Source organism: Secundilactobacillus silagincola, from assembly GCF_002583405.1.
GTDB classification, from domain to species: Bacteria; Bacillota; Bacilli; order Lactobacillales; family Lactobacillaceae; genus Secundilactobacillus; species Secundilactobacillus silagincola.
The window spans coordinates 303989-319059 of record NZ_BCMJ01000002.1 but is presented as its reverse complement, the minus strand read 5'-3'; the positions used below and the strand labels follow the sequence as shown (position 1 = coordinate 319059).

15 protein-coding genes and 1 CRISPR repeat array are annotated in these 15071 nt (G+C 41.9%); of the genes, 5 read left to right on the top strand and 10 right to left on the bottom strand.

The window, feature by feature from the left end; all coding sequences use genetic code 11:
• Positions 1–40: 40 nt before the first annotated feature.
• Complete coding sequence (locus CES82_RS03315) at positions 41–1249, bottom strand: RNA-guided endonuclease InsQ/TnpB family protein (protein WP_225364831.1); 1209 nt, start codon at positions 1247–1249, stop codon at positions 41–43.
• Positions 1250–1529: 280 nt separating this feature from the next.
• On the opposite strand from CES82_RS03315, the gene CES82_RS03310 reads away from it, so the two are divergent.
• Both CES82_RS03310 and CES82_RS03305 read left to right on the top strand, forming a co-directional pair.
• Positions 1530–2066, top strand: a complete 537-nt coding sequence (locus tag CES82_RS03310) for a phenolic acid decarboxylase (RefSeq protein ID WP_098824015.1) — start codon at positions 1530–1532, stop codon at positions 2064–2066.
• A 157-nt stretch (positions 2067–2223) separates the two neighbouring features.
• Positions 2224–3228: an aldo/keto reductase gene (locus CES82_RS03305; RefSeq protein ID WP_098823902.1), complete on the top strand. Its 1005-nt coding sequence runs from the start codon at positions 2224–2226 to the stop codon at positions 3226–3228.
• Positions 3229–3323: 95 nt separating this feature from the next.
• On the opposite strand, the gene CES82_RS03300 is transcribed toward CES82_RS03305, so the two are convergent.
• A complete protein-coding gene (locus CES82_RS03300) occupies positions 3324–3902 on the bottom strand; it encodes a hypothetical protein (protein ID WP_098823901.1) in 579 nt (192 codons plus the stop codon).
• A 37-nt stretch (positions 3903–3939) separates the two neighbouring features.
• The gene (locus CES82_RS03295) at positions 3940–4440 is read right to left on the bottom strand and encodes a hypothetical protein (RefSeq protein ID WP_098823900.1); all 501 of its coding nucleotides are present in this window, start codon (positions 4438–4440) and stop codon (positions 3940–3942) included.
• Positions 4441–5030: 590 nt separating this feature from the next.
• Here CES82_RS03295 and CES82_RS03290 point away from each other — a divergent pair.
• A complete protein-coding gene (locus CES82_RS03290) occupies positions 5031–5885 on the top strand; it encodes a zinc ribbon domain-containing protein (protein ID WP_180245641.1) in 855 nt (284 codons plus the stop codon).
• Between the two features lie 72 nt (positions 5886–5957).
• On the opposite strand, the gene CES82_RS03285 is transcribed toward CES82_RS03290, so the two are convergent.
• Positions 5958–7391, bottom strand: a complete 1434-nt coding sequence (locus CES82_RS03285; RefSeq protein ID WP_098823898.1) for an aminotransferase-like domain-containing protein — start codon at positions 7389–7391, stop codon at positions 5958–5960.
• Positions 7392–7504: 113 nt separating this feature from the next.
• Between CES82_RS03285 and pdxS the strand changes: the two genes are divergently transcribed.
• A complete protein-coding gene (pdxS, locus tag CES82_RS03280; protein WP_098823897.1) occupies positions 7505–8389 on the top strand; it encodes a pyridoxal 5'-phosphate synthase lyase subunit PdxS in 885 nt (294 codons plus the stop codon).
• Between the two features lie 9 nt (positions 8390–8398).
• Positions 8399–8968, top strand: coding sequence for a pyridoxal 5'-phosphate synthase glutaminase subunit PdxT (gene pdxT / locus CES82_RS03275; RefSeq protein WP_180245640.1), 570 nt, complete (start codon positions 8399–8401; stop codon positions 8966–8968).
• 601 nt (positions 8969–9569) lie between these two features.
• A CRISPR array of direct repeats spans positions 9570–10146; the repeat unit is 28 nt; unit sequence GGATCACCCCTGCGTATGCGGGGAATAT.
• A gap of 29 nt (positions 10147–10175) precedes the next feature.
• On the opposite strand, the gene cas2e is transcribed toward pdxT, so the two are convergent.
• From cas2e to casB, 6 genes are read right to left on the bottom strand one after another with little or no spacing between them, the layout of a single operon-like run.
• Positions 10176–11066 carry a type I-E CRISPR-associated endoribonuclease Cas2e gene (gene cas2e, locus CES82_RS03270; RefSeq protein WP_098823895.1) on the bottom strand — a complete coding sequence of 297 codons (891 nt, stop codon included), beginning with the start codon at positions 11064–11066 and terminating at the stop codon, positions 10176–10178.
• Positions 11063–12013 (bottom strand): type I-E CRISPR-associated endonuclease Cas1e, encoded by a 951-nt coding sequence (gene cas1e / locus CES82_RS03265; RefSeq protein WP_098823894.1) that lies wholly within the window; start codon positions 12011–12013, stop codon positions 11063–11065. Before cas1e ends, cas2e begins: the two co-directional genes overlap by 4 nt.
• A 3-nt stretch (positions 12014–12016) precedes the next feature.
• A complete protein-coding gene (gene cas6e, locus CES82_RS03260) occupies positions 12017–12685 on the bottom strand; it encodes a type I-E CRISPR-associated protein Cas6/Cse3/CasE (protein ID WP_098823893.1) in 669 nt (222 codons plus the stop codon).
• Positions 12686–12699: 14 nt separating this feature from the next.
• Complete coding sequence (cas5e, locus tag CES82_RS03255; RefSeq protein ID WP_098823892.1) at positions 12700–13401, bottom strand: type I-E CRISPR-associated protein Cas5/CasD; 702 nt, start codon at positions 13399–13401, stop codon at positions 12700–12702.
• Positions 13382–14458 (bottom strand): type I-E CRISPR-associated protein Cas7/Cse4/CasC, encoded by a 1077-nt coding sequence (cas7e, locus tag CES82_RS03250; protein ID WP_098823891.1) that lies wholly within the window; start codon positions 14456–14458, stop codon positions 13382–13384. The genes cas5e and cas7e overlap by 20 nt, the downstream gene beginning before the upstream one ends.
• A 2-nt stretch (positions 14459–14460) precedes the next feature.
• Positions 14461–15066 carry a type I-E CRISPR-associated protein Cse2/CasB gene (casB, locus tag CES82_RS03245; protein ID WP_098823890.1) on the bottom strand — a complete coding sequence of 202 codons (606 nt, stop codon included), beginning with the start codon at positions 15064–15066 and terminating at the stop codon, positions 14461–14463.
• Positions 15067–15071: the final 5 nt, after the last annotated feature.

Sequence of the window (15071 nt, the reverse complement as noted above, 5' to 3'; positions counted from 1 at the left end):
AATTCCCGGCTAGCCACCGGTACATGCTTTGAAACCTATTTTAGTAGGCGAATTCAAAGTTTTCAGTATCCCTGATATTCAGGGCGGCATTAATATCACGATCTTCAGTATAATTACAGTTCTGACATTCATACACCCGATCTTTGAGTTTTAAATCAACTTTCTTATGGCCACATTGGTGACACGCTTTAGAAGTTGGTTCAAAACGGTTAGTTAAGTGTACCGGAATGCCCAACCGCTGGCATTTAGCGATTAATTTGATTCTAAAATTGTAGAAGCCCTGGTAACTAATAGCTTTAGCTAAATGACGGTTTTTTATCATACCCTTAACATTCAAGTTTTCTAAGGCTACCCACTGCGGTTTGGTTCTCACCACATGGGCAATAATCTTATTTTGATAATCCGACTGAATATTGGTTAATCGTTGATACAAGCGTTGCACTTTCCGCTGAGTTTTGGCTAGATTTAAATCAGTAGCAGACTTTCCTTCTTTCTGTCTTCTAGCTTTCAGTGCTTGATACTGACGGGACATTTTTCTTTGCAACCGTCGCAGACGTTTTCTGATACGTCTTACTTGGTTGCTCTTATTCTTATTGGGATACAATGTGCCATCGTTTAGAATGGCAAACTCTTTCAAACCAAGGTCAATGCCAATGGGCCCACCGGTTAATGCTAGGTTTAGTATTTCGGCCTGTTCCACTAAACAAGTCAAGTAATAACGGCCAGCTTTGAATTTAATCCGGCCTTGTTTAATAACGAAGTGTTCTGAGTCTGTAGGAATGTAGCCGAGCTCTTTTAAACGAACCCAGCCAAGCTTGGGTAACTTAATACGATGACGTTCGCAGGCAATCACTTGTACTTTACTATTCTTAACAAAGTAGTAACTTCCTTGATCGCGCTTAAACGAGCGCCAATGTGGAAAACCACTCTGCTTCTTAAAGAACCGTTTCATAGCCGTATCAGCATCAATGAAGGCCTGTTTAACTGATTTAGCATATAAATCCTTGATCCACATATCATCAGGATTGGCTGCAAGGTACTCATGGTTAAACCACTTGCTAAAAGCATAGGCATTCAAATAATAATAACCTTGTTCATAACGCTGTCGGTTGATATCCAAAAACAGGTTATAGGCCCAACGACTGCCACCAATATGACAATCAATCTGCCAGGCTTGCTTTTCAGTTGGCTTAATTTCGACTTTATAGGTGAGTAACATTAACTGTGCCGCCTTATTGAATTTAATCACCAAGATGAGGTGTCCCTCATATTATACGGGATGGATTTATCCCAAAAAGCCTTTTAATGAAATTCATATAAATCACTACATAAAAGCTATCAACTAATACGGAATAGGATAGAAGCACCACTTTACAAAGATTTATATCCTTTTACAGCAAAACAGTTACTGTTTATTTCTCCTTGACGTTTGAATGAGATAAGTATACCATAATCAAGTCAACTAAAACATGTAATTAATTACATGTACGAAATTACAGGAGGAAACTATAATGGCTAATTTAAATCATATGGACAAACACTTCGAAACCTTGGATGACTTTTTGGGCACCCACTTCATTTACACTTACGATAACGGTTGGGAATACGAATGGTACGCTAAGAACGACCACACCGTTGACTACCGGATTCACGGTGGCATGGTTGCAGGTCGTTGGGTTACTGACCAAGAGGCTCACATCAACTTGTTAACTGCCGGCATTTACAAAATTGCCTGGACGGAACCAACCGGGACTGATGTTGCTTTGGACTTTGTTCCCAACGAACATAAGTTAAACGGCACCATCTTCTTCCCAAAGTGGGTTCAGGATCATCCAGAAATCACCGTAACTTACCAAAACGAACACATTGATTTAATGGAAGAATCTCGTGAAAAGTACGAAACTTATCCAAAGATGGTTGTCCCAGAATTCGCTAACATCACTTACATTGGCGATGCTGGTCAAAACAACGATCAAGTCATTGCTGCGGAACCATACGAAGGCATGACCGATGACATCCGCAATGGTAAGTTTTATGATGAAAACTACCGGATGATCAAGCGGTAATTTAACTTAAATAAACATGATAAAAAATTGTCGAAAGATTAATCTCTCGGCAATTTTTTTGTGGTTATATTTGCTTTATAGCTCACTCGAAGGACTACAATTACTGATAAGTAAAGATGATTCAATCACTTGTATTAGAAAGGAGTACACGAAAATAATGAAACAAACTCAACTAGGCAATACGGATATCGAAATCTCCAAGCTTTGCGTTGGCGCCATGAGTTTCGGTCAACCCGGCACCATGCACGATTGGACATTGAATGCTGATCAAACCACTCAGATGGTCAAGACAGCACTAGATTTAGGGATTAACTTCTTTGATACAGCCAATGCTTATTCTAAAGGCACCAGCGAAACGTATTTAGGACAAGCCTTAGGTCAAAATGTTACCCGGGATAAAGTGGTCATCGCATCAAAAGTCTACTTCAACCCTGGCCGCCTCAGTCGCAAAGCCATTGAACGTGAAATTGACGGGAGCTTGAAACGGTTGGGTACGGACTATCTGGATCTATATATTATTCATCGATTCGACTATGACACGCCCATTGAAGAAACCATGAGTGCTTTAAATGACCTGGTCGTCAGCGGTAAAGTTCGTGCAATCGGTGCTAGTGCCATGTACGCCAAACAGTTCAACGCCATGCAGCAGAAGGCTAAAGATCACGGCTGGGCAACATTTCAGACCATGGAAAACCACTATAACCTTTTGTATCGCGAAGACGAAAAAGAATTAATTCCTGCCTGCAAGCAATGGGGTGCTTCGCTGATGCCATATAGCCCTTTGGCTGCTGGACATCTCAGTCATACAGGCTGGTCAACTGATACTCTACGTAGCCGTACTGATAGAGTGGCAAAAGGAAAGTACGATAACGTAGAAGATATTGATTTACCAATTATCGACCAAGTTGCCAAAATTGCTAAAAAGCACGACACTACCATGAGTCAAGTCGCTTTAGCTTGGCTGTGGGCTAAAGGCGTGGCTGCGCCAATCGTGGGCGCCACTAAAGCGGAACATTTACGGGAGGCCGTTGAAGCACAGCAAGTGGCCTTAACTCCTGATGACATTAAAGCATTGGAAGCACCGTATCAACCCCACCCTATTGTGGGCGCGCTGGATCAGAATCCACCTGAAGGTACGGTTTTGGTTGATGAAAAGAAGTAGAACTTATTTCATTATCTCCTTATGAGACAAATAGCGGCATACATGAACTCGATCACGTTCATGTATGCCGCTATTTTTCTTTAAAATTCTCAAACTCAGTTGCTCGTAAACTGATAAGTAATTGTACCTCCCTGACCATCTGAAGCTTTCCACGGTAAAAAGGTCACAGATTTGCCATTGATAGCATAAGGAATACTGTACTTGCCAACTTTGAGTATCCCATTATTTACTGTATAGTGCGTATGCCTTGGATGAACTTCCAAAATATACTTAAGCAGCGCCTGTGACGGATGATCAAAAGTTACTGAAACTGTATAGTCATGAACGATATTCTGTGGTGCCTTCTGCTCGTCCATGGCTTTATTAACGTCCTCACCATTATACAGTTCAGGCTGAATCGTAAAGGTTCGACCCGTTACAAACTGTTTAACAATTGTACTATCATTCGCCGCCTGTGAAGATGAACTGCTGCTTGACGAGGAAACGCTGCTTGTACTGCTACTGCTTTGACTTGATTGCGTGACTTTTTGAGACGACTTCTTGCTTGAGACAACTTTACTGCTGGCTGTTTTCTGACTACTATCCGAACTTTTAGCGCTCTTAGCACTTTGATTGCCGCAGCCAGCAAGTAAAAACACCGATAATAGTGTGACTGGTAAAATTACTTTTTTCATTGTGGAATCCCCCCCAATTTAATTTCAATCCCCAATATCAAGCCAAATGTTTTTGCAAAGATGCTGGTGCGGTATAAACATGACTCGTCTTAAAACTGGTATATACAAAGAGCCTGATTCCAGCACCCTGTGAGGGTTCAGCAAGAACGTGCCGCTTCTTTCCATTGATTTTCATGGTGTATGAGAACAAATTAATACCCGGCCCAATGTTTGACTTGCTGGAGATATTATAAAAACTGGTTTTGTGCTTCGCGTAGTATTTAATCACCAGCAAATTGTGCATCGTATATTGTTTCTTATAACCATAAGAAAGTGAACTCTTTCTGACTGTAATTTTGTACAAACCATGCCCTTTGTCGTAATGATACCAAGTTCCCTGGAGACTCTTGGGCACAGTCTTATACGTTTTGGATTTAACTGCCGCCTGAGCTGAAACCGTTGCGTGACTCATCACAGCATTCACACCCACGATCGTTATCACCATCAGCAAAAAAGCCATTAGTCCCTGTTTGATTAACCGTTGCATTGTTTTCCCCATAAAAACATCCCCTAACGATTTTTTTAAACACTAATAATACTAGTATTTTATACTGCTAATACTAGTAAACTTAATAAATCGTGTCAATATAGCATTTACACTTCATTGAAATATCAATTCATATGCACCTTAAAGAGCAGTCATCACAATTCTCCATCTATTTCTGTTGTCTGCAAAAAAGTACTCCAATTCACCTTCAATTTTGATATACTTAAAACTTACGCTAACGATGAACGTATTTAAAGATAAGAAACTAAAATAGTTAATGAGCATCAATTAATTCACCAACACTATTACTTGGATCATATTTTTAGATTTCATTAATTGTTTTCGTGTGTTTTAAATAACGTTATTTGCCGATTACCTGATTTGATTGATAACATTCGAGAGGGTGATCTACCGTGCATTAGAGGAATGGAGAGGATAAGGATATTCTGATTTAGATTCACCTGCATACATTACCAATGTTTCACTTCGTTTCATTCTTACACTCATCTAACCCTATCTACCTCTGTTAACAAAGATAGAAGACAAGATGAGAAATATTTTTGTTACACGCACTTATTTTTGTACATTAAGGGGAATATATAGTGGAAAAGAGATATTGTATTAACTGCGGTAAAGAATTACCTAATGAAGCCGAATTTTGCTTATACTGTGGTGCCAAACAGCCACCAGTAAAAATCGATGCTTCAAATACAGAACAGCAGCAAGACCAATCAGTCGAATCATCTGCTCCTCAAAGTAGCGATCATCAGGAGAAAACTGATACCTCTTCAAATAACTTAACAAAAGCATCATTACCTGCTCCAGAAAAGAAACGCAAGTCAAAAAAGGCAAAGCGGAAAACTAAACGGATATGGGCTATTCTTGCTACACTGGCTGTCCTTTTCATCGCATTAGCAGTTTATGGTAATCACCATTCTAGCTCCGCTACTGGAACTGCAACGGCTTATAATAACAGCAGTTCTGATAGTTCAAGCGATGATACGGATGATTCTTCTGACTATGACGATTCTGATTATGCCGATGATTCTTCTGATTCTGAAGACTCCGAGGACACCGGTGATTTTACAAATGAGCCCGTGGCGGGTATTTCTGCTACCGATTACGATGCCACGGAAGCCGCTGGAAATAATTACTCATATGGTGAACTGCTTAAATCTGATGATTATAAGGGTGAATCCTACAACATCACAAACGCTCAAGTTCTTCAAGCTAACGAAAGCGGCAGTGCTACTGAGTTATTAGTATATACGGATGACTACGCAGATGAAATATTCACGGTCTATTATCCTGATACCACTGAAGCCGTCAAAGACGATTACGTCACCGTCAAAGGTGTGCTAGGCGGTCGTGAAGAGTATGATACCCAATCCGGTGGTTCGAATACTGTACCTACAATCGTTGCTCAAGATGTAAGTGTTACTGGTCAAGGTAGTTAATAACTAACTAATTATAACTATAAAACCCCGAGGACTCGCTATCCTCGGGGTTTTATACGTGCCTATACAATGCTACAATCTCGCCAGAATTGACCGTAACCGTTCCTGCAACTGTGGTACTTGTTCCGCGCTTAAATTAGCGAACCCCACTCGCAGATTATTTTGGTGTGAACCAAATAAAAAGTCCGGTCTGACAAGTACCCGCTGCTTCAGAAACTGGTTGTAGTCAGTGACGCTGAGCGGATGAGTCGTGTTTAGATGTACCCAAAAACTATTCCCATTTGCCGGTAACTGGTAGCTTAACTGATCTCGATCAGCAAATGGCTTTAGCGCTTGCTGTAAGAGTTGCCGTTTTTCTCGCAACTGGGTAGCTTGCTGCTGAATCTGTTGCTGAAGATCCGGTTGGGCTAAAAACTGGCTGGCAATGATTTGTGGAAAGATACTCATGCCAGATTCCATTTGCTGGCGAATATCTGCCAACTGATTGACGATAAACGATGGTGCCAGGAGCCAGCCAATCCGTGCTTGATTGCCGACTAAGGACGATAATGAGCCAATGTAGAGCACGTTATCAGGGTCCAAGGCTTTCAATGGCGGTTCCGACTGATTATCCGATACTGCATCCGTAATGCCAAAGGGATCATCTTCCACGATGGGTAACTTCAACGTTTGGCAGGTTCTAATCAACGCTCTTCGCTTAGCCAGCGGCATCATTTGCCCAGTTGGATTTTGACCATTTGGGTTAACGAACAAGAAACGGAACCGGTGCTTGTAATATTCCTGCCGCAGATACGCTAGATCAAGACTACCATCCGCCATCAATGGGATGCCGTAAACCCGAATACCGGCCACCTGAAAGAGCGTGAGTTGGTAAAAGTACGACGGCTTTTCGATGGCGATGGCGTCACCATAAGATAATAAACCCTGCGTAATCAGGTAAAAGGCCTGTTGGGCACCAGAAGTAATCAGCAGTTGATTCGCGCTAAATGAATGCTGTAATAATGGCGATAATTGGGAAACTAACTGTTGCTTCAAATCCGCGGCACCACTAATGTCCACGTGATTTTCCTGTTTAGCCAGTTGCTTAGCTGAAACATGATTGAGTGACACGGGTAACGCCATTTTATTAGGAATGTTAAAGTGCGCCAGGTTAATTGCTTGCGGATCCGACTCCAGTTCCCGTAATTGCTGCAAATAACTCTCAGGATCACCAAATCGATTAGCGGCAAGGTACATTCGCCAATTGACATTTTCAGTTAAGATTCCCCACTTATCCATGCTGACCCAAGTGCCACTGCCACGTTTGCGGGTCAATAGCCCGTTGCTGACCAATTCGTTTAACGCCTGCTGAATGGTCGAGCGATTCACCGACAGCATCTGAGCTAATTGCCGTTCTGCCGGTAACTGCTGGCCAGGAATCAGATCACCATTATTAATAGCGTCCGTAATCAGCGTAATCACTTTGATGTATAACGCTTGCGAACCACCTGGAAGTTGCCACTTCATGTTGTCACCCTCTTTGATTAAATTGGATGGGTAATTTACCATCCAATTGGTTGTTTCTATTATAAACGCTGTGCCCTAGTATGTAACTAATTTCTAGAGAAGAGGGCTTGATTATGACAGAAACAGGCACAACTACGGTTAAACGAGGTATGGCACAGATGCAAAAAGGCGGCGTCATCATGGACGTCGCTAACGTGGAACAGGCTAAGGTTGCGGAAGCTGCTGGTGCCGTCGCCGTGATGGCGCTGGAGCGGGTACCTTCAGATATCCGAGCAGCAGGTGGTGTAGCACGGATGTCTGATCCAGCGATGATCAAGGCTATCATGGATGCCGTCACCATCCCAGTCATGGCGAAGGTGCGGATCGGCCACATCGCTGAAGCGCGAATTCTGGAAGCCATTGGTGTTGACTACATAGACGAGAGTGAAGTCTTAACTCCCGCGGATGACAACTACCACATTAATAAAAATGACTATAAAATCCCCTTCGTATGCGGCTGCCGTAATTTAGGCGAAGCACTCCGCCGAATCGGTGAAGGTGCTTCGATGTTGCGAACCAAGGGTGAACCCGGTACCGGTAACATCATCGAAGCCGTTCGCCACATGGAAAAAGTTAACGAACAAATCAGTCACGTGGTTGGCGCAAACCCTGACCAATTAATGTCAATCAGCCGCGACTTGCGAGCACCTTACGATTTAGTCAAACAAGTTCATGATTTAGGTAAATTACCCGTTGTGAACTTTGCAGCCGGTGGTGTAGCTACACCCGCTGACGCTGCACTGATGATGAACTTAGGCGCCGATGGTATCTTCGTTGGTTCCGGTATTTTTCATTCTGAAAATCCCGCAAAATTCGCCAAAGCGATTGTCACCGCAACAGCGCACCCTACCGATTGGAAATTAATCGCAAAAGTCTCCGAAAATCTGGGTAAGCCAATGAAGGGTATCGATATCTCAACTTTGACGGACGACCAAAAAATGGCTGATCGCGGAATCTAGACGGGGGTGATGCGTGTGGTTATCGGTGTATTAGCACTTCAAGGTGCAGTTAGTGAACATTTAAAGATGGTAACAGCATGTGGCGTCACGGCACGACCGGTTAAAACCGAAGCAGACTTGAAAAATCTCGATGGCCTGATCATCCCTGGTGGTGAAAGTACCACGATTCGCAAGCTGTTAGTGCGAGAGCAGATGTTCGAACCGTTAAAAACACTGGTCCAACAGGGCTTCCCAGTATTTGGCACTTGTGCCGGACTAGTGTTATTAGCTCAACCCGACTTATTGAACGGCTTAAATGGAACAGTAGTACGTAACGGTTTTGGGCGGCAAAGAGAGAGTTTTGAAACTGAACTAACGGTAAAAGGATGGTCGAAACCTTACCACGGCGTATTTATCCGTGCCCCTTACCTGTCAGCTGTTCAAAAACCTGCCGAAGCTTTGGTAACTTTGGATAATGGTCGAATCGTAGCTGCTCAGCAGGACCATGTGTTGGTGACCGCGTTTCATCCGGAGTTGACTGGAGATGAGCGGTTTCATCGGTATTTTATTGAGAAGATGGTGGTGGGTGAAGGTAAATAGAACCAGCTGGAACTAAATAAGATACAACAAATGGCGTGAGACCAATGAATTTGGCCCACGCTATTTTAATGATGCTTCATGTTTGAACCCCCTTCAGAAAATAATAGGAAGACTTTTTACCCTATTAAATGAATTGAACTCAATACTACTCGATTTTGGCTAAATTGCTCTAATACTTGAAACAAACACTTAAATTTCATTCATTAACTTCGTACCATTCAGAACCACTATTGCGCTTAAAAAGAATTCAATGCTATGCCTCTCTAGTGCGGGAAGAATCAAATACCATAATTATTATCCCAGGTTTCAAGGGGGATCACCTCCACTGTGCGGGGAGGACGATGACGATGGACAATAAAGAATCAATCCGTACACAGGAAAACAATCGATAGACCGTCGTAAGTCGTTCTGAAACAGGATCAACCCCGCAAATGCAGGGGCCACGAAACGCAGGACAACTCCACCAATCAGTTCATAGGACCACCTCCGCTGGTACGGGGAAAACTCGGTTTTATCAAATGCGTTTTGAGCGTGCTTGGAATCACTCTCTCACCAGTGCGGGAAATACCACACTCTTTCGAGGAGTGCGTGAATTGAAATGGGATCACCCCCGCCAGTGCGGGAAATATGTGTGAAACCTTTAACGCTTGTATCTTATCATGGGATCATCCCTGCGCATGCGGGGAATATGGCTCTCAAACAAATCGTTAGTAGATGTAAATAGGATCACCCCTGCGTATGCGGGGAATATTTTCCGCCGTCGAAGTTATCCAGGTCACGGTTGGGATCACCCCTGCGTATGCGGGGAATATTAAATGGATTAAGAGCGAAACATACAGCTTTGAGGATCACCCCTGCGTATGCGGGGAATATTTGGCTACGAGTACAAGCATGACCAGCTGATTGGGATCACCCCTGCGTATGCGGGGAATATAATGACTTGTTCAGGTCAAGACTTACATATGAGGGATCACCCCTGCGTATGCGGGGAATATCATTCGGGATAATGCAACAGGGCAACAGAAATAGGATCACCCCTGCGTATGCGGGGAATATTCAAAGGGTAATTGGTCTTTTGAAATATCGGCGGGATCACCCCTGCGTATGCGGGGAATATTGATTGGTCAAATGGCCAACGGTCAAAACAGTAGGATCACCCCTGCGTATGCGGGGAATATACTAAAAAGATCCCGTTAAATCAGCAATCTCATATTACTAATTGCCCTTTTTTAATCAGTTCTTCTGCAAGCCTCATTGTTGCACTTGCATCCGACAATGCATCGTGTGGATGAGAGTTAACAATCTCATACTCACCCAAAATCGTTGATAATTTAAAGTTATCGAGAAACTTGTTGTGCTTTTTGACAATAGGTAACAAATCAACAAGCCGATTAGTCAAAATAGGCTGCCCTAATCTTCTCAAGTTAGCAGATATAAATTCGTCATCAAAAGATGAATTATAACCAACAATCACATCATCACCAACAAATTTCGTTAGCTCATTCAATACCTCACTCAAATTTCTGCCTTCATGATTCAGTTTTTCATTAGTAATACCAGTTAGTTTAGAGATTTTGGGGGGCATGGGATCATCAATCTTTACATAGGCGTTAAATTGTTGAAATTCACCATTAATTGACCTCTTCACCGCACCAACTGAAACTATTTTGTCGTGAATAACATCTAATCCAGTAGTTTCAATATCTATAGAGGCAAACGAATCGTTTAATTTATTTTGGTTCGGCTGGCTTCTTATCTTTGAATACATACGAGCCTTGTGGTATTTGGCTGCAGTACTAAAACCGTGTTTAACCGGTGCCCTAACTGAGTTGAGCCTTTTCATTAACGGAATACCATCAAAGTCGACTACCTCACGATCTTTTCTGGTTGTACGAAATTGATAACCAAATTCATTCTGAGCATTGAAAACCATCGTTGCCTCACCATGCCCAATATCTCGTATAATTCTATCCCATAATTTATCTCTTACTCTTGCACTAACAGTACCAACATAAACACCAGTTTGAATTTCTTGGAACCACTTTGTCAGATCTCCACGCAATGAGGGTGGAACCTTAGTCAATGTGACGACGATCACCGCTTATCATTTCCCTCGTATTCAGTATATTGAACACCAAATTTTTGGAGTCCCAGCCGATCATCCCAAAGATTAACAATATCGGCCTCATTTTCAGTTTTAATACCCAGCAGCGCTTTTAAATCAGCTACCATCCGGATCATTAATTTACCATCAGTAAACGCATCCCGCATTGCTAATCGAGTGTGTGCACCTATATCATCATTTTCACTATATTGAGACGCAATCGAAAACGCGACTGGAATTGAGTAATCAGCTTTATACAAATCTGCAAAATCATATACAAACGCCAAATCATGACCAGTATGAACAAAGCCCAAGGCTGGTGAAGCCCCAAGTGCAACAATTACACTATAACTTAGCCCATACAGAGCCTGATGTGCCGCAGTCAAAGCTTGGTTGATCGGTGTTCCAGAATTAAAGTCATCAGGATTATATTCTCGTCTTGACCAAGGTACATTTGTTCGTTCTGATTGCTGGCGGTACACTCTTCGCACTCTGGCGCCCTCCTTACCTCGAAGCTGTTGCATTGATAATTTTGAAACATCTTCATTAGGAAACCGCATCTGATACATTTTACGGGCGACCGCTAATCTCGATTGCGTATTCGACACCAATTTTGCCTGTGCTTCTGTTAGTAATGACGAATGGTTCAAAGACCGTCCATGAGCATACTGTCTGACTCCTCGTTCTCCGACCCAAACCACACTCATTCCAGAATCACCCATTAGCTCCATCGCGCGATGCGTAACATCCACCCCAGGTCCAAGCATTAAAACACTGATGATAGCTGCAGGAACAAACACCGTCCCTTTACTATCAGCGACCACAATTGCACTATCTTGACGATTTAGTTTTGCATGCTCTAAATATAAAAAAGTAACGCGGTCTTTGATTCTACTAAGTTCTGAGATTTCGGGTTTCTTAGCCCCTGGTTGTGATTTCATTTATTACTCCAACGGGATAATTGTCATTAATCCCATACCAAATGCTTTTTCTCGTCCAATTCCGGTTACTAACATATGCTTGAACAAGTCCACATCTTTGATTCTTAAAATACCTTCAAAAGTTACTCGACTAAGACGAACATTACGATTTTTCTTGCGTCCTAATATCGGACGATCCCGGCTAATGATATCAAAGACAAAGCTGTTCTCGTCATTCAAGTCACCTGTATCATGACGTAAAATCTCAAATCCATTTTTACTTGCCTTACTCATGAACCATTTTTTCTGTTGTTCAACTGTCACGTGGGGGTAAACTTTCCCTCTCTTATCTCCAGATTGAAAAACCGAGTATGTTGGATTGGCTGTAATTCTAAATCTCATTTGTTGATTTTCAGTTAAAGAATTCAACATCCGATCATACGATTTCGTTACGAGTCTACCGGGTACACCATACTTTTCCATTTTTTCGGTAACAGGTTTTTCATCACTTAGCACTAAAAGATAGAGATTCCCATTAATTCGATCTAATCGCCACAAGTGTCGCTTGCGTACAGACGCTTCAATTTCGTCAGGAAAGCTCTGCTCAACCCAGTTATGATAGGCTCCTAAGTGGGTAAGATCTTTTATCTTTCGTCGATTATCTGTATCGACCTGAACTCTTGATAAAAACATATCGCTCTTCCTCCCTATTTCTGAGCACCCTGAGTATCTTGAATATTTCCCTCAAAAAAAGGATTTTCAACATCCACAAATTTGGAAGCCTCAGCTCTAAAATCAAAACGCCGATTTCTTTGATCAAAGGAGATGACCTTATCCTTCGCCATACTTTCATGACAATCTGGCATAAGATTAGCATCCGAAAATATTTCAACTTTTACCTCAGCATCTCTTTTTCGCTTTTTTTGCATTATGCTGGAAGCTTGCCAAACCATTTCAGACAAAGTGGCAACCGGATCTGAGTTTGGAAATTCTTCCATTTTAAGAACACCTGCCGGTACGTTTGAACGTCGCCCCAACGAGAGCTGAAATTTTGGTCTTTTCAAAGCGTCATGGATTTGATCAATTAATTCCGCATTTTCGCTACCCACTGCAGCAATGAAAACAGCATCTTGCAGGTAATCACGGTAAGTGATCTTCCTCTTATCTTTTTTCCATTCAACTGTTTGAAAATCGGTTAAGGTCCTGCCAACCTGATCAGCCCGTACCGCATAACTCAGTTCATTCAGTTGTACAATTCGATCATCATTTCTGCGATATCCCAAAGCAGCAGCAATCATACCAATCACGGCACTTTTGGAAGGATGATCTTGGGTTGTCCGTCTAGCAAAAGAAACTGCACCACCGTATGACTGTAGAGGCGCCGTTAATCTAATTGTTAGTGTCTTCATCCGGCATCACCTCTTTAAGACTATCAGTGACTTGGTTCAATAAGTTGGTTAAGTTTTCTGCTTGATCAGTAATGGCAGAAACAGATTTTTGATCTAATGCCACTGTGAGCAAAGGCTTATCAACTATTTTTTGCGCATCTGAGTTAGCTTTTTCAAGATTCGTAATGGATTTACTTACATAACCATGATTTGATGTTACCGGTGTTTCAAAGGCTGATACTAAATTAACTGGTGTATCAGTTCGAATTGCGACCATTACATAACTTGGCAGCGTTTTATTTGCAAACGTATTTTGTTTGCCACTTGGCATTGAAAGTACAAATTGTTTAATAAATTCAGCAACACCTTTTAATGCACCATCGTTACCAATATTCTCAGCCAACTCTTTGACATTCACATTTGCATACCGATATAGAGTAGCAGAATTGTATTCAATCGTCCCCAGCATTGCCGCACCTGAATTATCTTCTGGTTGTAAATCATCCAGAGCAGTAAAGTAATCGAATTCTGGCACAATTTCATGCGTTGAAATGGCATGGGCTACCTGTGCTGAAGCATCGACATTAAGTTCAGGATTATCAGCTACCATACGACCAAATAATGCTAAATCTAGAGACTGGGTTCCTTTCAGAACGGCCTTAACGTCTTTTTTATCAATTTCGTCATTGTTAATCGTATATTCAGCTAATTTTTTTATTTGACCATGACTTACTAACAATAAAGCTCCAGTTTGACCATCTTTGTTGACTTTAATGCCAGCTGCTGTAAGTGTTTCTACGGCTTTTTTCATTGCGTCATCCTCACTCATAGAATCGTTCAATTCTTTCAAAGCATCTGCAAGCATCGAGGCCACTTCTTTAGTCCGAACACCAGCCGTAACACCATCTTTATTGAATGAAACTCGCATTGCATGCTTCCAACTCTGTGATGAAACTCTTGCTCGCGTGACGCCACCATAGATAGCCGTCTTTGGCGCACCAGTATCATCTCGGTTAATGTTTGATGATGGTACAGTTTGTAAAACATTTACATCAACGTATAGGTTTGTATTTGTCATTATTATTTCGTCCCTTCAGGTTTAGTCTCGTGTATATCAGCGTAGTACTCTTGTCCCCATAGTAACTTTACAGTGCTTGCATTCTCAAAACTGGTTTGAAAATCAAATAAATTCTGAGCCAACACCGGAAAATCTATTTTGATACCAAGTTTATTTGATTTTAAAATACTGGCTAATTGTGTTAACGAATGTACGACACTACCAAAATTACTACTTCCAAATAACGCTTGCGCACGTCTATCCAATGCATCCCGCGAATCAGGATTTCTTCTCAAGACAGCTAATGCACTAAAAAAGTTTTTCCCACTTTCGCTTTTTTCCTTATCATATGGTGCATAGACAAGTTGATCATTGCCTTGCTGATACAAAGCAAATAATCTCGTTGCGGTATACACTGCGTTCTCGCCCCAAGATGGTCTCCCATTTGGACTTAGTAAATCCTCAGCCATATAAGGAAGCATTATTGGCCAAACTGTTTCTGCTCTTTGGCTGACGATAGTTGGGGCTCCTCTTAAACTTGAAAGTGTGGCCTTATCTACATTGTTTTCATTATATAGAGCATTAATAATTTTAATCGTTGCGACTTTCGCTTCGATTGCCTTATTCATCCATA